The 19,772-nt window shown below is 35.3% G+C and carries 15 protein-coding genes; 5 read left to right on the forward strand and 10 right to left on the reverse strand.

Features of this window, described 5'->3' with window-relative positions:
- Positions 1-57: 57 nt before the first annotated feature.
- Both rlmB and rnr read right to left on the reverse strand, forming a co-directional pair.
- A complete protein-coding gene (gene rlmB / locus ACSYSW_RS08470; protein WP_491705473.1) occupies positions 58-834 on the reverse strand; it encodes a 23S rRNA (guanosine(2251)-2'-O)-methyltransferase RlmB in 777 nt (258 codons plus the stop codon).
- Between the two features lie 7 nt (positions 835-841).
- A complete protein-coding gene (rnr, locus tag ACSYSW_RS08475; RefSeq protein WP_491705472.1) occupies positions 842-3,298 on the reverse strand; it encodes a ribonuclease R in 2,457 nt (818 codons plus the stop codon).
- Positions 3,299-3,902: 604 nt separating this feature from the next.
- On the opposite strand from rnr, the gene ACSYSW_RS08480 reads away from it, so the two are divergent.
- From ACSYSW_RS08480 to ACSYSW_RS08495, 4 genes are all read left to right on the forward strand, one after another.
- Positions 3,903-5,126, forward strand: coding sequence for an oligosaccharide MFS transporter (locus ACSYSW_RS08480; protein ID WP_491705471.1), 1,224 nt, complete (start codon positions 3,903-3,905; stop codon positions 5,124-5,126).
- A gap of 289 nt (positions 5,127-5,415) precedes the next feature.
- Positions 5,416-6,549, forward strand: coding sequence for an OmpG porin family protein (locus ACSYSW_RS08485; protein ID WP_491705470.1), 1,134 nt, complete (start codon positions 5,416-5,418; stop codon positions 6,547-6,549).
- A 13-nt stretch (positions 6,550-6,562) separates the two neighbouring features.
- Positions 6,563-8,050: a glycosyl hydrolase gene (locus tag ACSYSW_RS08490; protein WP_491705469.1), complete on the forward strand. Its 1,488-nt coding sequence runs from the start codon at positions 6,563-6,565 to the stop codon at positions 8,048-8,050.
- An 8-nt stretch (positions 8,051-8,058) separates the two neighbouring features.
- The gene (locus tag ACSYSW_RS08495; protein WP_491705468.1) at positions 8,059-9,081 is read left to right on the forward strand and encodes an OmpG porin family protein; all 1,023 of its coding nucleotides are present in this window, start codon (positions 8,059-8,061) and stop codon (positions 9,079-9,081) included.
- Positions 9,082-9,137: 56 nt separating this feature from the next.
- On the opposite strand, the gene purD is transcribed toward ACSYSW_RS08495, so the two are convergent.
- The 8 genes from purD to ACSYSW_RS08535 all read right to left on the reverse strand — a co-directional run bounded on the left by purD (position 9,138) and on the right by ACSYSW_RS08535 (position 18,146).
- A complete protein-coding gene (purD, locus tag ACSYSW_RS08500; RefSeq protein ID WP_491705467.1) occupies positions 9,138-10,424 on the reverse strand; it encodes a phosphoribosylamine--glycine ligase in 1,287 nt (428 codons plus the stop codon).
- Between the two features lie 71 nt (positions 10,425-10,495).
- Entirely contained in the window at positions 10,496-12,085 is a 1,590-nt protein-coding gene (purH, locus tag ACSYSW_RS08505) for a bifunctional phosphoribosylaminoimidazolecarboxamide formyltransferase/IMP cyclohydrolase (RefSeq protein ID WP_491705466.1), read from the reverse strand.
- Between the two features lie 120 nt (positions 12,086-12,205).
- On the reverse strand, positions 12,206-13,156 hold the full coding sequence (gene dusC / locus ACSYSW_RS08510) for a tRNA dihydrouridine(16) synthase DusC (RefSeq protein ID WP_491705465.1): 951 nt from the start codon (positions 13,154-13,156) through the stop codon (positions 12,206-12,208).
- Positions 13,153-13,923, reverse strand: coding sequence for a molybdopterin-synthase adenylyltransferase MoeB (locus ACSYSW_RS08515; RefSeq protein ID WP_491705464.1), 771 nt, complete (start codon positions 13,921-13,923; stop codon positions 13,153-13,155). The genes dusC and ACSYSW_RS08515 overlap by 4 nt, the downstream gene beginning before the upstream one ends.
- Positions 13,924-13,946: 23 nt before the next feature.
- On the reverse strand, positions 13,947-15,266 hold the full coding sequence (locus ACSYSW_RS08520) for an amidohydrolase (protein ID WP_491705463.1): 1,320 nt from the start codon (positions 15,264-15,266) through the stop codon (positions 13,947-13,949).
- Positions 15,267-15,447: 181 nt separating this feature from the next.
- Entirely contained in the window at positions 15,448-15,972 is a 525-nt protein-coding gene (locus ACSYSW_RS08525; protein ID WP_491705462.1) for a hypothetical protein, read from the reverse strand.
- Positions 15,972-16,817 (reverse strand): DUF3100 domain-containing protein, encoded by an 846-nt coding sequence (locus ACSYSW_RS08530; protein WP_491705461.1) that lies wholly within the window; start codon positions 16,815-16,817, stop codon positions 15,972-15,974. The genes ACSYSW_RS08525 and ACSYSW_RS08530 overlap by 1 nt, the downstream gene beginning before the upstream one ends.
- Positions 16,818-17,114: 297 nt before the next feature.
- Entirely contained in the window at positions 17,115-18,146 is a 1,032-nt protein-coding gene (locus tag ACSYSW_RS08535) for a TerC/Alx family metal homeostasis membrane protein (protein WP_491706250.1), read from the reverse strand.
- A gap of 168 nt (positions 18,147-18,314) precedes the next feature.
- On the opposite strand from ACSYSW_RS08535, the gene dacB reads away from it, so the two are divergent.
- A complete protein-coding gene (gene dacB, locus ACSYSW_RS08540; protein ID WP_491705459.1) occupies positions 18,315-19,751 on the forward strand; it encodes a serine-type D-Ala-D-Ala carboxypeptidase in 1,437 nt (478 codons plus the stop codon).
- Positions 19,752-19,772: the final 21 nt, after the last annotated feature.

Here is a 19,772-nt window from a genome sequence, read left to right on the forward strand (position 1 = left end):
ATAACTTATTGCGTTTTATCTAATTCAAATAATATAAAATTAAAAGTAATAAAAAATTTATTTTATCTCATTTGATTGTTTGGCAATCAATTGTTGGCGCACAATTTCAAATAAACAAACACCCGTTGCAACAGAGACATTTAACGAAGAAACACTACCTGCCATAGGAATACTCACTAATTCATCGCAATGTTCTTTAGTCAAGCGACGCATACCTTCGCCTTCTGCGCCCATGACTAATGCTAAAGGTTGTTGCAGATTACTTTGATAAAATTGTGTCTGATAAAGATTTTTATCGGCATCGCCCGCTGTGCCAACAATCCAAATATTGTAATCTTCTTGTAACATTCGCATCGTACGCGCTAAATTAGTCACCCGAACCACTGCTACGCTTTCCGCAGCGCCGCATGCCACTTTTTGTACAACGTCGTTTAAAGGTGCGGATCGGTCTTTAGGAACGATAATTAAATCAACACCAGCCGCATCAGCCGTCCGTATACATGCTCCTAAATTATGCGGATCCGTCACGCCATCTAATATTAATATTAAGGGAGCCGGTGTTAATTCTAATAATGATGGAATATCATTTTCTTGATAAGATTTTGCCGGTTTTACTCTTGCCAAAATGCCTTGATGTACACCTTGTTTGCTTTTTTCATCTAACCATTGCCGATTAGCAATTTTTACCGGTAATCCTAATTGTTCAATCTCATTCACAAGGGCACTTAGCTTTTTATCGTCGCGTCCTTTTAAAATAAATACTTCAATAATTCGTTCTGGCGCCCGTGATAATAAAGCTTGTAGGGCATGAATACCATAAACTGTCTCATTCATAGATGTTTTACTCTTTAATTTTATCAATAACGGGTTGACGCTTAGCTGGTTTGCTCGTTGGCTTTTTAGCTTTTGTCACCTTTTTAGTTTTCTTCTTTTGCTTAACTTTTTTATCCTGACTATTCGAATTAGACGCTTTTTTAATCGCCTTCTTTTTCGCTTGTGGATGATCTTTTTTAAGCGCTTTGATATTATCGGTTTTCTTTTTACTCGTTTTTGGTTTAGCTGATGTAGATGAGGCTAATTTAGCATTATCCTTGCTAGTTTTACCTTGGCGTTTTGATTTTCTATCACTGCTGATTAATAAAAAATCAATTTTACGTTCATCAGGATTAACACTTTCTACTTTAACTTTGACTTTATCGCCTAATCGATACGTAGTACCACTATTTTCACCAATTAATCGATTACGAGCGGAATCAAAAATATAATAATCATTTTCGAGCGATGAAACATGCACAAGACCATCAATAAATAAATCATCTAAGCGAACAAAAAAACCGAAATTAGTTACGCCTGAAATAGTCCCATTATAAATTTGACCAACATGATCTAACATATAATCACATTTTAACCAATCAACAACATAACGTACGGCCTCATCAGCACGCCTTTCCGTCATTGAACAATGTTCACCAAAATAAAGCATATCGTTTAACGTATAACGGTGACCCCCTGTTTGACTTATTTCATGCTTTTCATTGGCTAAAATCCATTTGATGCTACGATGTAAAAGCAGATCTGGATAACGCCGAATTGGCGAAGTAAAATGCCCATATTCATCTAGTGCAAGACCAAAGTGCCCTCTATTTTCAGCATCATAAATAGCTTGTTTCATAGAGCGCAATATTAATGTTTGTAACATGTCCCTATCGGCACGTTTTTCAATTTCTGCCATTAATTTCGCAATATCATGCGGTGTTGGGTTACCTTTAGTACCTAAACTTAACCCAAGTTCGTTCAAAATAGATTTCAAATTATTGATGCGGTCTTCATCTGGCTTATCATGTACCCTAAATAAAACCGGTATTTGTTGTTTAATGACGAGTTTTGCCGCGGCAACATTAGCCAAGATCATACATTCTTCAATGATTTTATGGGCATCATTGCGTACAGCAAGCTCAATGCTTTCAATGCGTTTATCTGCATTAAATATAAATTTAGGCTCTTCGGATTCAAAACTAATCGCGCCACGTAATAGGCGTGACTGTTCTAGTACATGATAAAGTTGATAAAGGTTTTCAAGATGAGGAACTAATTCATGATATTGCTCACGCAAGTTTTCATCGCCTTGTAAGATTTTAGCGACTTTAGTGTAGGTTAAGCGCGCATGCGAATTCATCACGGCTTCATAAAATTGATAAGAAGTCAAACGCCCTTTATTTGATACCGTCATTTCGCACACTAAACACAGCCTATCAACTTGTGGATTTAATGAACAAAGACCATTTGATAAAACTTCAGGCAACATAGGTATAACGCGTGACGGAAAATAAACCGATGTACCACGATTAAAAGCTTCTTTATCTAACGCTGTATCAGGTCTAACATAATAACTTACATCGGCAATAGCGACCCATAAACGAAAACCTCCACCACGATTTTTTTGACAATAAACGGCATCATCAAAATCACGCGCATCTTCACCATCTATCGTGACTAAAGGTAAATTGCGCAAATCAACGCGATTTTTTTTAGCGCTTTCTGGCACCTGTTCGCTGAGTTTACTGACCTCTTTTTCAACCGCTTCTGGAAATTGATACGGAATTTCATAATTGCGGATGGCGATATCAATGGCTAAATGGGTTCCCATATTTTCACCGAGAACTTCAATAATTACCCCAACCGCTTTTTTACGCTTTTCGGGTCTTTGCTCTAAATCAACAACAACAACCGATCCCATTCGCACGGTTTCACCTGGCTTTTTGGCAATTAAAATATCAAAGTTTAAACGGCTATCATCAGGAACAACAAAACCGACACCTTGCTCAACAAAATAGCGTCCAACGATATGATTACTACGCGGCTGTAAAATTCGAACCACCCTCGCTTCAGCTTTACCTCGATATTGTTGTCCTGTTGGCTGCGCTAAAATAACATCCCCTTGCAGAACTTTTTGCATTTGATCGGGAGGTAAAAAATAATCTTCGGGTTTACCTTCAACACGCAAAAAACCAAAGCCATCACGATGTGCGATGACATTACCTTTTACCATATCTAATTTTTCTGGTAATGCGTAACATTTACGACGAGTAAACACTAATTGCCCATCACGCTCCATAGCACGTAGCCGCCGATGTAATGCCTCTTTCTGCTCATCAGACGTAAGCCCTAGTGCGCTGGCAATCGTATCAAGATTGGTTGGTTTGGCTTCTTTAGTCAAATAATCTAAAATCAACTCACGACTGGCAATAGGGGATTCATATTTTTGTGCTTCTCGGTCATAAAAGGGATCTTTTATCATGATAACTTTCCTTTCAGCAAATATTCGCTAAAGCATAACATAGAGTGCAATCAACTTAAAATAAAGTGACTTTTTTTAGTTTCATTTGTTTAATTTCTATGACGATTTTTTGCAGTTTAATCATATATCCTTCTCGCGATATTCCTACCTATTAAATGATTACTTTAACGAATTTTTAAATGGCACTTATTCACCTAATTTCTATCTTACTGAAAATTTCCTTCAACAAAATTAAAGGAGATAAAAAGCGTAATAAATCTTCAAGACTATTTAATCTTATAAAACAAATTTTTTACGATTTTTATTTTTTATTTTAGTTTTTAAAATAATTTAAAGCTTTTTTTATGTGAACAACCTCACAAATTTAATTTAAAAAACGACTCTTACGAAATTTTGATTGTACTTTTGCTCATTAACCGAATATTTTATATTGGTTTTTAAATTGAATGAATTTTAAAAAATTAAAAACAGCATCTTTTATTGCTAGTATCTTAATTTTCTAGCATTGAAATAATCAGTAAAACAGATAAATGTCAGCACAATAATAGATAATTAAGTTAACGTTAACTTAATAAATATTAGGGACAATTTAGAGGTATAAGCAATGAAGCTCAAAGGTTTAAATAAAAATTACGTAATATTAAGTGGTCTTTTTTTCTTTTTCTTTGTCACATGGTCATCGTCTAGTTCATTATTATCACTCTGGCTTTCACAAAAAATGGGGCTTTTGCCGTCTGAAACGGGAATAATTTTTTCAATTCTTTCGATTTCTGCTTTATTTGCTCAAATAACCTATGGCTATATTCAAGATAAATTGGGAATTAAAAAAAATATTCTTCGTTTTATTTCATTATTACTTATTTTATCGGGTCCATCTTATTTATTATTCGGTTATTTATTACAAACCAATTTATTAATAGGCTCTATTTTTGGTGGCGTTTTTATTGCTTTAACATTTAATGGTGCTATAGGATTAATCGAAGCTTATTCTGATCGCTTTACCCGTCTAAGTGGATTTGAATTTGGTAAGGTCAGAATGTGGGGATCTTTAGGTTGGGCGATTGCTATTTTCTTTTCAGGGTTATTTTTTAATATTAATCCTAATATCAATTTCTTAATCGCCTCTTGTGCAGGTCTTATCTTTTTCCTTTTATTAACCCAGTTAGATCCTCATAAAATTAAGCAAACAGACAAACTAGATGATTCTGAAAGCAAAATTAAATTAAAAGATGCGGTTAATTTATTACAACAATCTAATTTTTGGAAATTAATCTTATTTGTCGTTGGTACCTGTGTTTACGGTGTTTATGATCAACAGTTCCCAATTTACTATTCATCTCAATTTGAAAATATCGCCAAAGGAAACGAAATATTTGGTTATCTAAATTCAGCTCAAGTCTTTCTTGAAGCCGGTGGCTTATTTATTGCACCATGGTTTGTTAATCGAATTGGTGCCAAAAATGGATTAATCTTTGCCGGCATGGTGATGGCAACAAGAATGATTGGTTCAGGTTTGGTTGAAGGTCCACTGCTTATTTCGGCGATGAAATTATTACATTCTCTTGAACTTCCTGTTTTACTTATTTCAGTATTTAAATACAACAGCATTAATTTTGACAAACGCCTATCTGCCACAATTTATTTAGTCGGTTTTTCATGTACAGGTTCAGTGATTGGAACATTCTTATCACCACTTGCAGGCGTAAGTTATGAACACCTTGGATTTGCCAAATCCTATCTCATTATGGGCGGTATTGTTTTTACCATAACACTCATTTCTGCATTTTTATTGCAAAACAATAAACAACCGCAGGAAATCACTGATTAAGATTAACGAAGAAAATAGCCTAAATTGCCTTGATATATTTTGCATAGAAATATAAAGCAAATAATAAATATTATTATTTAGATAATCATGATGATTAATCAATTTATTAGTTACAGCTCAACTATAGCGTTAATCGTCATAAGTGAGTTTATCAGCTCTAGCAATTAGGCTTTTTATCTAAACACAAACAAGATATTAATAATTTAGAGATTAATATATGAAAGATAAACAAATATCTTATAGATCAAAAAAGTTGGTTAGCGGCTACCTAATAGGATTATTAATTCTAATGGTATCGATTAATGTTAAAGCGGATAATCGTTATATAAACGGATACCACGCCTATTTTTCTGAAACGACTAACAACCAAAATGCCAATAAAGAGCACGTCGAACAAACTATCGAAACAAGTGATATAAATACAACAGCGGATATCCAATCACAACACGAGGATGATGCTGAACATATTACAAGCCAAAATCTAAAAATCGACCAGCAAATTCAACAACAAGATTCATTATTTATTACAAATCCAAACGAACCGCCAATGGCTTGGTTGATGATGAATGATAACCTTGAATCGGCGGGTTTACATGGCAATATTCGTTCGCAAATTGAAAGTGATAATGTGCGATGGAAACATGATAAAGATCGCAATGGCGGCAATTATAAATTTGCTATCATGAACGCTTTTCTACGCCATGGTGAATTACCAAATTGGTACTTTGGTTTTTATTTTGCTAAAGAAGAAAATTATCAAGGAAATATTTTTGATCAATCTTATCAAGACAATACCAATATTAGTGAAGTTTTTGTTGGGCATATCTTTGAAACCTATCGTGGAAATATTGGTCTTGAAGGAATGTTTGGCGCTGAATCAGGATTAAATCGATTAAAAACCCGCGTAAAAACTTGGCTTGATTTTCGTTTAAGCAATGCTTGGCATTTAAATGGTTATGCTTTCTATCAATTTCAACCAGATAACAATCGCATAGGTAATAATGATACTCACAATACGTCATTTGAAACCGAACCCGTTCTTAGATATCAATTTGATAATCATAATGGAATTTGGATCAGCTCACTTTATGCACGAACTAAACAAGCACGTAAATCTTTTGGCAACATTATGGAAGACGAACAAAATGTGCGCGTCGGTTTTTTCCATAATTGGTCTGACTTATTTTCATCTTTTTATCTTGGTATAGGTCGTTTAAAAAAATATAACCAAGCAAATACAAACGAAGTGTTTTATAAAAATACCCATAAAATGATCGGTTTAACAGCAAGTTATCCGCTAATAGACGGTGTAAGAATGTATGGTGAATTAAAATATCAACGAACCAAAGAATATGGCTTATGGACAAAGGCCGGTCATAATTGGAATCCTTTCACATTAATTGGCTTGGTCTATGAATTTTAGTAAGGAATACACTATGTTATCAATAAAAAAAATCGCTCTCTTTTGTCTATTTTGTACTTCAAGTTGTTTTGTTTCAGCGCAAATGGGACCTGAAACTCAATACAATAAATCAATCCCAAGTGTAAAAGGGTTTTTTCCAAATGTGGATGGATCTTTTATTGGGGATCCTATGCCTGTTTATACTGACAATGAGTTTAATGTTTTCTATCTCAATGATATTCGTGGCGGCAGTGATTTAGGTGTACATGCTTTTCATTTACTCGAAACAAAAGATTTATATCACTATACCAACCATTCAGAAATACTGCCTTATATTAATGAAATCGATAATCCTGAATTACTGCTTGGAACAGGCTCTGTTATAAAAGTGGGTGATACTTGGCATGCCTGGTATACTGCACATAATCAAAACGTTTTCCCGGTTGAATCAGTAATGCACGCAACAAGTGCAGATAAAGTCAATTGGACAAAACATTATGATGATACCATTCTCCCCGGTAGCGCTTATAGTGGACGTGATTTTCGTGATCCCCATGTTGTTTGGATCCCTGAAAAACAAGAATATTGGATGTTAATCACAACCCGTCAAAACGGCAAAGGCGTTATCGCTAAATATTCCTCTGTTGATTTAAAAAATTGGCAAGATGATGGTGTCTTTTTTGAAAATGATACGATTTCGACGGATTCTAATCTTGAATGCCCAACATTAATCTTTTTTAACAATAAATGGTACCTATCTTTTAGCGACCAATGGCCGACACGCTTAACACAATATCGTGTTGCCGATACACCAGAAGGTCCTTTCATAAAACTGAATAATTACGCTGTTGATGGTGCAGGATTCTATGCAGGCAAACTCACTAAAAAAGACGATCACCTCTATGTTTTTGGTTGGAATCCGACAAAATCGGGTCATAAAGATACTGGCAATATTGACTGGGCTGGTAATTTAGTTGTGCATGAACTCATTGCAAACTCAGATGATAGTTTAAACAGTGTTTTACCAACCGAATTAAATCAATTTATTCATCAATATGATTCTTCTAAAAAAGTGTTAATACCAGAATCATCACATACAGTAAAAAATCCGCTTGATACCTTAACAATGCAAGTGTATGACACGATGCCAAATGCTGCTGTAATTGAAGGAACCATAAAGAATAATACACATGGTTTTATATTCAGTTTTGGACTTGATGAGGAAAATTTAACCAACGCTCCTCTAAATGTTGTTTTTAATAAACTGGTTAATAAAGTCTTCTTCTATAACACGCCTCTATCAGAAATCATTCAGGCAAAACCAGAATTAGGCATGCCGGTTGATTTACATGGTGATATTAAATTAAAAATCATCGTTGAAAACTCTATCGCCGTTTTTTATATCAACGATCAAGCGGCATTTACGACTCGTATGTATGGTATGACCAATAATAAATGGGGGATAAGTTATTCCGATAAAAATAATCCGGCAATCGAGTTAACTATCCAAGCGATCAAATAGGTTTAATTATGAAGAAAATTTTTTCTCTAGCTTTTGTTTTATGTTTGCCAACTATCGCATCGGCAAGTATGAATGTTATTCACGATCAAAGCGGTAATATTATTGCCGTTAATCCCTGGTCTTATCTTGATGAAGAGGTTATGTGGACATCCGTTCACTCAACCAACACCGATGGTGGAATAATCAATGGTTATATGAAAACTAAATATGCGGCAGAATTTTCATACCTGAAAAATCATAAGCATCATGTGAGTGATAATATGACTTTTGCTCAAGGCGTTTTACGCTCTCAAAACTTACCCGGTTGGTATATAGGTTTTTCCAGTAACCGAAAAGCAAATTATAGTAGTTCCTATGGTCGCTATGAGCTTGCAAATAATACATTCGATACTGAAGTCGTCATTGGCAAAGAATTTCGTTACGATAATATTCGTTTTGGTGCCGATATGATGGGCGGTTATCAATCATCGGGTTTAGAAGATGATCAAGGGAAATTCGGCTTTTGGAATACTCGCATTAAACTTTATACCGATATTCAACTTGATGATCATCTATCGATATTTGGATATGTCTATCAACAATTTAATCGTAAACGAAAACGTGAATCTGAAAATGATCGTGATTCGCGATCTACCGCTTTTGAACCCGGCGTCCAATATATTATTAATAATAATAATGGTTTTTGGATCAGAACCTATTCCGATTTTGTTCGTTTAAAAAGACAACAATGGGGAAATATAAAAGATAGAGATCGTGTAACTTCCATAGGCTACTGGAATATTTGGGGTAAATTACAAACCTCATTAAGTTTCGGGATCGGCAAATATCATAAATATAATGCCAAAGATGGCGAACAATTCTACAATCGAAATTATAACCATGTGCAGATTAATGCAACTTATCCAATCAGCAACCGATTTACTGTATATGGAGAAGTAAAAAGAAAACATTTAAATGAAACCGGCAATTGGTCATCAAATAGCCATGGTAACATTTATACCTATACTGCTATGATAGATTTTAATTTTTAATGTCGTATCAATGTCATATCAATTATTCTCCCCATCCTAAAGGACGGGGAGAATATTTAATTTGATTTCCGATTAATTGCACGATAACCAATATCATTACGATAAAAACAATTTTTCCAATTAATAAAAGCCACCTGTTGATAGGCATTCTTCTGTGCGTCTTGTACATTCTCTCCAAGTGCTGTAACACATAATACGCGCCCGCCATCCGTCACTACTTGACCATTATGGAGTTTTGTTCCCGCATGAAAAATTTTACAAGTTGGATTATGTGTTAAGGGTAAACCTAAAATTTCATCATTTTGTTGGTATTTGGCAGGATAGCCGCCAGCAGCCATAACAACACCTAATGCGGCTCTAGGATCCCATTTTGAGCTATGTTCGGTAAGTTTACCATCAATCGCATCTAGACATAATTTAACCAGATCGGATTGTAAGCGCATCATAATGGGCTGAGTTTCGGGATCGCCAAATCGGCAATTAAACTCAATGACTTTAGCATGACCTTGTTTATCTATCATTAATCCCGCATATAAAAAACCCACATAAGGGATCCCATCTTGCCGCATTCCTTGCACGGTTGGATAAATAATATCTTGCATTACCCTTTTATATACTGATTCTGTCACAACCGGTGCTGGGGAATAAGCGCCCATACCGCCAGTATTTGGTCCAATATCCCCATCGCCAACCCGTTTATGATCTTGGCTTGTCGCCATGGGTTCGACATGGGTACCATCGACCATAACAATAAAACTGGCTTCTTCACCGGCTAGAAATTCTTCAACGATAATTCGATGTCCAGCATTACCAAAAACATTACCAGCAAGCATATCGCGTGCTGCTTGCTCAGCTTCAGCCGTCGTCATAGCAACAATAACCCCTTTACCTGCCGCAAGCCCATCTGCTTTTATGACAATTGGCGCACCTTGCTTTTGAATATATTCGATAGCTGCATTAATATCAGTAAAATGCTGATACTTAGCGGTTGGAATGTTATGACGATACAAAAAATCTTTAGAAAAAGCTTTTGACGATTCTAGCTGTGCTGCCGCTTGGGTCGGACCAAAAATCGTTAATCCCTCTTGTTGGAATTTATCAACCACACCTAAGGCTAAGGAGATCTCAGGACCAACAATTGTAAGATCAATATTTTCCTGCTTTGCAAAGCGGACTAAGCTGTCTATGTCTGTCACGGCTATCGCAATATTTTGCAGATTGGGCTCTAATGCTGTTCCCCCATTCCCCGGAGCAACAAAGACTTGCGTGACGAGTGGCGACTGCATCACTTTCCAAGCCAATGCATGCTCGCGTCCTCCATTACCAATAACTAATACTTTCATACGCTACCCTTTTGAATTTAATAAATATTTAGTAACTAATGGTGAGTAATTTTGTCTGTCATTGTTAAAAACTAATGTCTAAAATGTCGAATATGGGTAAATATCATGGCTATATTATGTTCATTAGCGGCTTGGATAACTTCATCATCACGAATCGAGCCACCGGGCTGTATTACACAGGTAACACCAACCGCTGCCGCCGCATCAATGCCATCACTAAAAGGAAAAAATGCGTCAGATGCCATGACTGAGCCAGCTACCGTTAAATTCTCTTGCTGCGCTTTTATACCCGCAATTTTCGCTGAATATACGCGGCTCATTTGCCCAGCTCCTATGCCAATTGTCATGCCATCTTTGGCATAAACAATCGCATTAGATTTAACGAATTTTGCAACTTTCCAGCAAAATAACGCATCATTTAATTCTTGCTTGGTCGGTGCTCGTTTACTAACAATAGTTAACTGATTTTCGTCTATAAGGTGGCTATCTTTATCCTGCACTAATAATCCTCCCGTTACACGTTTAAAATCAATCTCGTCATGAGAGGAACCAGTTAACGCACCACATTCAAGCACCCGAATATTTTTTTTATTGGCAATAATCTCTAATGCTTCGTTATCAATCTTAGGGGCAATAATGACTTCAACAAATTGCTTTTCGATAATAGCCGTTGCGGTTTTACGATCTAAAGGTTGATTAAAGGCAATAATACCCCCAAAGGCAGAGGTTGGATCCGTTTGATAAGCGCGTAAATAAGCCTCAAAAATAGTCTCTGCCTGTGCCACGCCGCACGGATTAGCATGTTTAACAATCACACATGCAGGTTTTGAAAAGCTTTTTACACATTCGAGCGCCGAATCGCTGTCGGCAATATTATTATAAGAAAGTGCTTTACCCTGTAATTGTTTAGCGGTTGCAATTGAAGCTTGCGATTGCTCTTCATCAATATAAAAAGCGGCATTTTGATGCGCGTTCTCGCCATAGCGCAAGCTTTGTTTTTTTATAAATTGCAAATTTAATGTGCGAGGGAATTCCCCGGCAAGCTCGGTTTGATTATTGCCATAATCTGACACTAAACGTCCAAAATAATTCGCAATCATGCCATCATAATGCGCTGTATGTTCAAAGGCTTTTACGGCGAGATTAAATCGAACGTCTAATGTAAGCGAAGCGTTTTCAGTTAATTGATGAATAATTGTTGGATAATCATTGCTGTCAACAACAACCGCGACATCTTGAAAATTTTTAGCGGCAGAACGAATCATCGCAGGGCCACCTATATCTATATTTTCAACCGCATCTTGTAATTTGCAGCCCGCTTTGGCAACCGTTTTAGCAAACGGATATAAATTGACGACAACAAGATCGATAGCTTTAATTTCATGCGCTTTCATCACATCATCATCAATTTCACGTCGCCCTAAAATAGCACCATGAATTTTGGGATGTAATGTTTTAACACGTCCAGCCATCATTTCAGGAAATTCGGTATAATCGGCAACATCAATTACGGCAATATGATGATCTCGTAATAGTTTGGCAGTTCCGCCAGTCGATAATATTTCGATTTTTAGATTGGTTAAAGCTTGGGCAAATTCAACAATGCCAGTTTTATCGGAAACACTGATTAACGCACGGTAGATGGGGCGAGCTTGCTGCATGAAAATCTCCAGAATTAATTCGGTCAGTAACTGTAGAAAAAAGCATTATAAAGAAAAGCAATGCCAAGGTTAAGTAATAACTGAGTTCAATAATGAATTGCTTATTACATCATAAATTATTTAGTTTTCTATCATTTTTGCTAACAAATCACAAATTTCTGTTTGAGTTTTTAACGTTCTAATTTGCGTTAATAAGTCACTTGCGGGTAAATATTCTCGTTTTAAATAGCTTAACCACTGTTTGATTCGTGCAGAATGGTAAAACGGTTTATGTTCGTCAAGTTCAGTACTGGCATAGTTAAAAAGAAGTTGAACAACTTTATGCCAGGGTAATTTAGAATCGTTATGACAAATTTGACTGGCTAAATTTGGCATCGCTAAAATGCCACGACCAAGCATAATTGTATTGGTTTGGCTTTGTCGTTGGCAATTTTTAGCATCTTGCACACTAAAAATTTCGCCATTGGCAATAACAGGAATCGTTAATCGTTGTTTAATTAAACCTATCGTTTGCCAATCAATTTTATCGGCTTTATATCCATCTTCTTTGGTTCTGCCGTGAATAACAATCTCATCAGCACCACCAGCTTGTACCGCTTCGGCAATTTCAAAACATTGGCATTTATCTTGCCAACCTAAGCGAATTTTTACCGATAACGGTGTATTGTTTGCAATGGTAAGCCTTATGCGATTAACAATTGAATAAATTTTTTCTGGATATTGTAATAAAAAAGCGCCACCTTGATGGCCGACAACCGTTTTAGCAGGACAACCACAATTTACATCGATACCATAAGAGCCAAGATTAATGGCAATCGCGGCATTTTCAGCCATAAGTTCGGGTGATTGACCTAATAACTGAACGCGAACTTTAGTCCCTGTCAGCGTTTTACCTTGATGATAAAGTTCAGGACATAATCGGTAAAATGTCCGATTCGATAATTTATGATTTGTGACGCGCACAAATTCAGTGACACAATAATCAATCGGGTTTATTGCGGTCAATAATTGCCGAACAGAATAATCAAGAACACCTTCCATCGGCGCTAAAATAATACGAGGTTCAGTCATAATGTAGGATGATTTTTAGAGCATACCGAGCAGTTATTTAATTTAGGAATGATGATTGGTTTAAACTGCATCGTAAACGTATCTATCATTAATACTTTTGATGTAATGGGCTCTCCAAATTCGGTAATAACTTTGATCGCTTCAAGTGCCTGCATTGCACCAATGATACCAACTAAAGGCGCCATAACACCGGACTCAACACAGCTTTGTTCATCTTGCCCAAATAAATGACTAAAACAATGATAACAAGGCTCGTGTTTTTGGTAGGTAAATACGGACAAAAATCCTTCCATTCGGATAGCTGAAGCCGAGACAAGTGTTTTTTTAGTCATAAAACAACATCGATTAATTTGTTCACGGCTGTTTAAATTGTCAGTGCAATCTAAAATAATATCGTGCTGCAAAATGAGAGAAATAAGGGCATCATCGTTCAGTTTTTGATTAACTGCTTGGATAGATAAACAATTATTGATTTTTAGTAAAGCCGATTTAGCTTGCTCAGCTTTATTCTGATTTAAAGACGTTTCAGTAAATAAAACCTGACGCTGTAAATTCGATTTTGATACGGTATCGAAATCGACTAAGGTTAACACACCAATACCTGAGCTTGCCAAATATAAAGAAGCTGAACAACCTAAGCCGCCCACACCAATAATCAAAGCAGAACTATTCTTAAGCATAGTTTGTTTATCAATATCAAATCCTCGTAAGGTAATTTGTCTATCGTAGCGTAATAATTCTTGGTCTGTGAGCGACTTATTTTGCAAAATGCACCTTTAAATTATGAAAATTATTTATCAAAGCTTGTCAAAAAAGATAAATATTCTTCTTTCGTCATTAATGGCTTGTAATCTTTAAAGAGTTTATCAGATTCTTTTGCATCATCATATAACAGATCAATAATAGTACATGCCATCATTTGTGCTGGGCGAATATATGCCATGTCTTCATCAAACACAGTATAATCTTTACCATGTAATCCACCACGAATAGAGCCAATCCATGGATGGCTAACTGGCATAATGTGCGATAAATCACCGGTATCCGTACTTCCTGTAATATGAGGAGCAACCCAGACATTTTCTTCATCGATAAGATCGTTTGCATTTTGTTGCAATAAATCATTAATCGTTGGATTATTTTGTAATGGCAAATAACCTGGTAAATCTTTAATTTCACAGCTTGCACCCACTGCCATTGCGCCCGCTTTTAACGCTTGATTAATACGCTCGTTCGCTTTGACCATTGCCGGTACATTACCCGCTCTAACATAACTTTCCATTCTCACATCGCTTGGTACCACATTGACCAAATCCCCACCTTGGGTAATGATTGGATGAAAACGTACAAAATCTTTTTCTTGGAAAGTATCACGAATCGCATTAACGCCCATCATACCCATCATTGCCGCATTTAACGCATTAACCCCTGCATGAGGCGCTGCCGCAGCATGCGCGGGTTCGCCTTTATATTTAATCAATTTACCAATAAAACCATTGCTTGTGGTTGATAATTCAATAAATCCCTTATCCCGCTCTTTAGGTACAGTCATTAAATGGATTTGTAATGCCATATCGACATCATCAAATTCACCACGATGAATTAATTCGGGTTTTCCACCTATATATTTGATTTTACCTTCTTCAATAAGACGATTACGGTAAGCAATCTCAACATATTCTTCGGCAGGAACAGCAAAAGGAACGACATCACCCGCTAAATGTTGCATAACACCTGAGTCAATTAACCCCATGGTAACCGCCATCATATTAGCAATTTGCGCATTGTGTCCGCAGCAATGCGCCGCACCCGTTAGTTCGTTTGCATTCGGGTGATCAGCACAAATAATTGCATCAAGTTCACCAATAACCGCAATACTATATTTACTACCTTTTCCACCTTTTAGACGTCCTTTAACACCTGTTAAGGCTAATTTATTTTTAAAAGGAACACCTAATTTTGTGAATGCTTCTTCGACTTTTTGCGCGGTTTTTGTTTCTTTATAACCAAGTTCTGGCTCATTCCAAATTGCATTAGCAAGATTCACAATATCTGTTTTACGTGCAGCAATTGCGTTACATACCTGTTCTTTTAATTGTTCTTTTGTCATTTCTTTATCCTTGACTCCATGTAAATGGAAACGTATTAAATTTACAATTAACTAAATTAGATAAACTTTATAAATTAATTAAAGTTTACTAGATAATTTATTGGGCCCAACTATTTTGATTAAATCCATTAGATTAATGTTTATTTTATTAATAGAGAGTCCCTTAACTTTTAAGTAAAAATTAAATATTGCCGCCAACATGTAAAGACATTTGTGCAATTAATGCAGCAAAAATAAAGGTGCCTGAAAATACCGCCATCGCAACAGGTATTATCCGCCATGAAAGTCCTTTAAATAATGCTAAATCCTTACCAATTGAAAGTCCTGCATAAGCAAGCACTGGCGTACAAACAGCTAATAAATTAATTTGGTTTGTTAAATCAATAACTTTTGTATGGAGTGAGAGCAAAGATTGCAATCCAAGGCTGGTTAGTAAAGATTCGGAATCAGCAGGGGTAATAAGGCTATCTAAAAAAGGAAATAATGGAATAGACGCGATTACTGCAACAACAGACACCCAAAAAATAAGAGGAAATTTCTTCAATACAGGCAATTTGCTTATTAAGAAACCGATACAAGCAATAACCGCTAATATCGCCATCGCTTCAAGAGAGGTCGTTATATCAACATGATACCCAACACTATTCGCAGCTGCCATAATAATAGCGACTAAAGCAATTAAAAAAAATGTTTCGAATATTTTCATTAGTCTTCTCCCAATAATTTTTCTTCTTGTCCATTATTCTCTTGAATAGTTTTTGTTTCTTCTTTACGAATTTTATCGCGGTTAAAAAACGGCGCAAGGCGGTTATATAAAAAGGAGGCAAAAGGTAAAGAAAAGAAAATATAGATATAAATACCTAAAACACTTGAGATTAAATTAGCTGAAGCCGCATAACTTGTTATTCCTTCTTTTATTTCTGGATAGGCTTCAACAATAGGTCCTAATGAAGCCGCCATCATACTACCACTACCGACGCCAGCACCCATAGCTAAAGCATAAGGGTTAAACAAATCCAATGAAATAAGCAAACTGGCTAAGATACTCATCCAAATTGCACCAAATAAGGTACCGCAAATATACATTGCCATAACGCCACAACCTTCAGGAGAATCTAAACCGTATTTATCAGCAACAATCGCAATATTGGTTTCGCGCCCGACTGAATAAGTAGCACCAACGGCTTCGCGTTTCATACCAAGTAGCATAGCAAGTGGTAAACCTAACAAAATAGTGCCAGCAAAATGCCCAATCTCTTGCATAATAAGCGCAAATGAAGCATGTAAAATATTGTTCATTTGCGGACCAATGGACACACCCAATTTAGCAATTAATAACATTAAAGCAATTAACATCATTGAATTTGCATTTTTCATATTTTCTAAATTAAGTATTTTAAATTTAGGAATACTGACGATCCCACCTGCTAGCATTGAAAATACCATCGGGTAAAGTACAATGACACCTATTTTAACGCTTCCTGCATATTCACACAGGATAACGATAATAAGTGCAACAAGATGCAGTTTATAATCTTTTAAAATTCCCATTAATTATGTCCCTCTAATAATTGATGCTTTAATAGCATCTTTAGTGTTTTAAATTTAATGTTCAGAACATTATCATATTTTTGTCTTACAAAAGCGAAATCATTACAAGGTTTTACTATAACACAACATTATCGCGAATTGATAACTGCTATTTAAATTATCTTAATCCCTTCATATGGCAAATATATATTAAGCAAATTTAATGCCAATTTGTTAACTCTTTTATATTGCTTACAAATAATGTTTTGATAACGTTTGCCAACAATTTAACAACCTATGACTTAACAACTTATAACGTTAATTCTGGTTACTTTTATTTGTCCAAATAAAACTGGCAATAATTCCCATAGCCAAAATAAAAAGAACAATATATAAACTTAGTGTTGGACTAATTTCAAAACCTATATTAAATAAATGATGACTAGCATTAAGGGCCAGTTTTAACGCAATAAAAAACAATAAACATATAACGGCTTTATTTAAATGAATTAAATATTGTTTCATTGCTTCAAGCACAAAATACATCGTTCTTAAACCTAAAATAGCAAATATCATCGCGCTATATACAATTAAAGGATCATGACTGACAGCAATCACAGCAGGAACTGAATCAAAAGCAAACATGACATCAGTAAGTTCAATGACAACCATACATAAAAATAGCGGAGTCACGTAAAATATTTTTGGCTTTAATTGACCGCTCAAGTTTTTGTTTTCGGGTTTAGCTAACTCTTGATTAAGCAGTTTAGGTGTTATAAAAAAGTGATCACCTACAATTTTAGGATATGACGGAAATATTTTTTTAGCTAAACGATAAGCAAAATGCTTAGAATAATCTTGAATGGTTTGCTCTTGCTCAGAATGCCTTAACATCATGATTCCCGTTAAGGCGACAATGCCTGCAAATACAAGCTCCATCCAGGCACTTAAAAAGAATAATTCAGTACCAATAACAACAAATATAGCCCGAAATATTACCGCGCCAATAACTCCCCAATAAAGTAGACGGTGACGATTATGATTATGATTAGGTATAGCAAACCATGAAAATATCGCCATTAATACAAATAAATTATCGACTGATAAGGCTTTTTCTAATACATAACCCGTTAGAAATAAATTAGCGGCATCTGATCCATGAAAAATAAATAAGTACAATGCGAAAATTAAAGCAATCGTTATCCAAAAAAGACTCCAAATTATGGCGTTATTTAGTGTAATGACTTTATGACGACGATGGGCAAAAAGATCGATGATAATTGCGCTAACGGCTAAGATTGAAAAAACTAAAATGATATCAATTGAAAAACTTAAGGGACTTTGCTGCATTATTTTCTAACCTATTTTTATAATGAATATGAGTGAATTCCTTTCCTATTAAGATATAAGAAGGTAATCAAAAAATGAAAATTTGTCTAGCGATTGCTTGCCAAATTAAAAAAAGCTATAGTGATGATAATTAATATTTATGTTAATTCTCTTTTATTGAGTAACATCATGCGCTTTTCAAAATCATTAATAGTCATTATTCTTGTTTTTTTCTCTAAAGCAATCGTTGCTGAGCCTGTTTCCGCTTATCTCAATCTATTACCCAAAGGCAGTGATTTGTCGGTTTTAATTCAATCCACTGAATCAAAACCAAAAACGCTTATTCAATTTAATAGTGACGAATTTAAATTCCCGGCAAGCGTGCTTAAACTCGTGACCGCTTTAGCCGCTGAACTTGAATTAGGCGACGATTTTAGATTTATTACCTCATTTAAAACCAATGGGATAATAAAAAATAAACAATTAAAAGGCGATTTAATTGTAGAATTGAGCGGGGATCCCACGTTTAATCGTAATCGCTTAAATATTATGCTTACAGAACTTAAACAACAAGGCATCGAAAAAATAACTGGAAATATTATTTTAGACACTTCAGTTTTTGCAAGTCATGATAAGGCGCCTGGCTGGTCATGGAATAATTTAACAGCATGTTATAATGCCCCACCATCAGCCGCCATCATCGATGGTAATTGTTTTTATGCAGATATTACAACTCACAAAATTGGCAATAAAGCAACCGTCACTGTTTCCCCCAAATATCCCATTTTATTATTTAATGATGTGTTAACAATTGCTAAAAAAAATCAAACAGTTAATGAGAAATATTGTGAATTAGATATTGTGCATATTGAAAAAAATCGTTACCACTTATCCGGTTGTATTAAAAAAAATGATGAAAAAATAACACTAAAATTTGCTGTATTAAATGGCGTTGATTATTTTACAGCAGTTTTAAAAAATGAATTACAAAAACAGCATATAAGTTATAGCGGTCTCATACTCGAGCAATCAAAACAAGTCACGCAAAAACTAACCTTATTAACATTGAGTAAATCGGCACCTTTACATGATTTATTGACGATTATGCTTAAAAAATCAAATAATTTATACGCCGATACCCTATTTAGAACGCTAGGCAGCCGTTATTATCAAATTGCAGGAACATGGAAATCAGGTAGCGATGCAGTAAAAGAAATTTTATTAACAAAAGCCGGTATTGATCTTGAAAATAGTGTTATTGCGGATGGATCAGGTTTATCGCGTTTAAATCTGATTAATGCCAATAAAATTATGGAAATTTTGCAATATATTGCGGCTAATGATGCAAACCTAAACATGATTAGCATGTTACCCATTGCGGGTGTAGACGGCACTTTGCAATATCGTAAAAGTCTTAATATATCGCCGTTTAAAAATAAAATTTATGCTAAAACGGGATTTATCCAAGGTAGCTATAATCTGGCTGGCTTTATTGAGCAACCGAATAATAAATATTTGGCTTTCGTGCAATTTTTGTCTGGCTATTCACCCGATAATAGCAATGAGCCCAAAAATGCAGCGATTATGGCGTTCGAAAGAGAATTTTATAAAAACTATGTCAAATAAGCCTCGTCAAATAAAGTATAT

The organism is Gilliamella sp. ESL1225 (assembly GCF_058502635.1).

Coding starts and splice junctions, on each gene's coding strand:
- dacB (WP_491705459.1), top strand. CDS start 18,315: ATGCGCTTTTCAAAATCATTAATAGTCATTATTCTTGTTTTTTTCTCT.
- ACSYSW_RS08535 (WP_491706250.1), bottom strand. CDS start 18,146: ATGCAGCAAAGTCCCTTAAGTTTTTCAATTGATATCATTTTAGTTTTT.
- ACSYSW_RS08490 (WP_491705469.1), top strand. CDS start 6,563: ATGTTATCAATAAAAAAAATCGCTCTCTTTTGTCTATTTTGTACTTCA.
- purD (WP_491705467.1), bottom strand. CDS start 10,424: ATGAAAGTATTAGTTATTGGTAATGGAGGACGCGAGCATGCATTGGCT.
- ACSYSW_RS08480 (WP_491705471.1), top strand. CDS start 3,903: ATGAAGCTCAAAGGTTTAAATAAAAATTACGTAATATTAAGTGGTCTT.
- purH (WP_491705466.1), bottom strand. CDS start 12,085: ATGCAGCAAGCTCGCCCCATCTACCGTGCGTTAATCAGTGTTTCCGAT.
- rnr (WP_491705472.1), bottom strand. CDS start 3,298: ATGATAAAAGATCCCTTTTATGACCGAGAAGCACAAAAATATGAATCC.
- ACSYSW_RS08520 (WP_491705463.1), bottom strand. CDS start 15,266: ATGACAAAAGAACAATTAAAAGAACAGGTATGTAACGCAATTGCTGCA.
- ACSYSW_RS08485 (WP_491705470.1), top strand. CDS start 5,416: ATGGTATCGATTAATGTTAAAGCGGATAATCGTTATATAAACGGATAC.
- dusC (WP_491705465.1), bottom strand. CDS start 13,156: ATGACTGAACCTCGTATTATTTTAGCGCCGATGGAAGGTGTTCTTGAT.
- ACSYSW_RS08495 (WP_491705468.1), top strand. CDS start 8,059: ATGAAGAAAATTTTTTCTCTAGCTTTTGTTTTATGTTTGCCAACTATC.
- ACSYSW_RS08525 (WP_491705462.1), bottom strand. CDS start 15,972: ATGAAAATATTCGAAACATTTTTTTTAATTGCTTTAGTCGCTATTATT.
- rlmB (WP_491705473.1), bottom strand. CDS start 834: ATGAATGAGACAGTTTATGGTATTCATGCCCTACAAGCTTTATTATCA.
- ACSYSW_RS08530 (WP_491705461.1), bottom strand. CDS start 16,817: ATGGGAATTTTAAAAGATTATAAACTGCATCTTGTTGCACTTATTATC.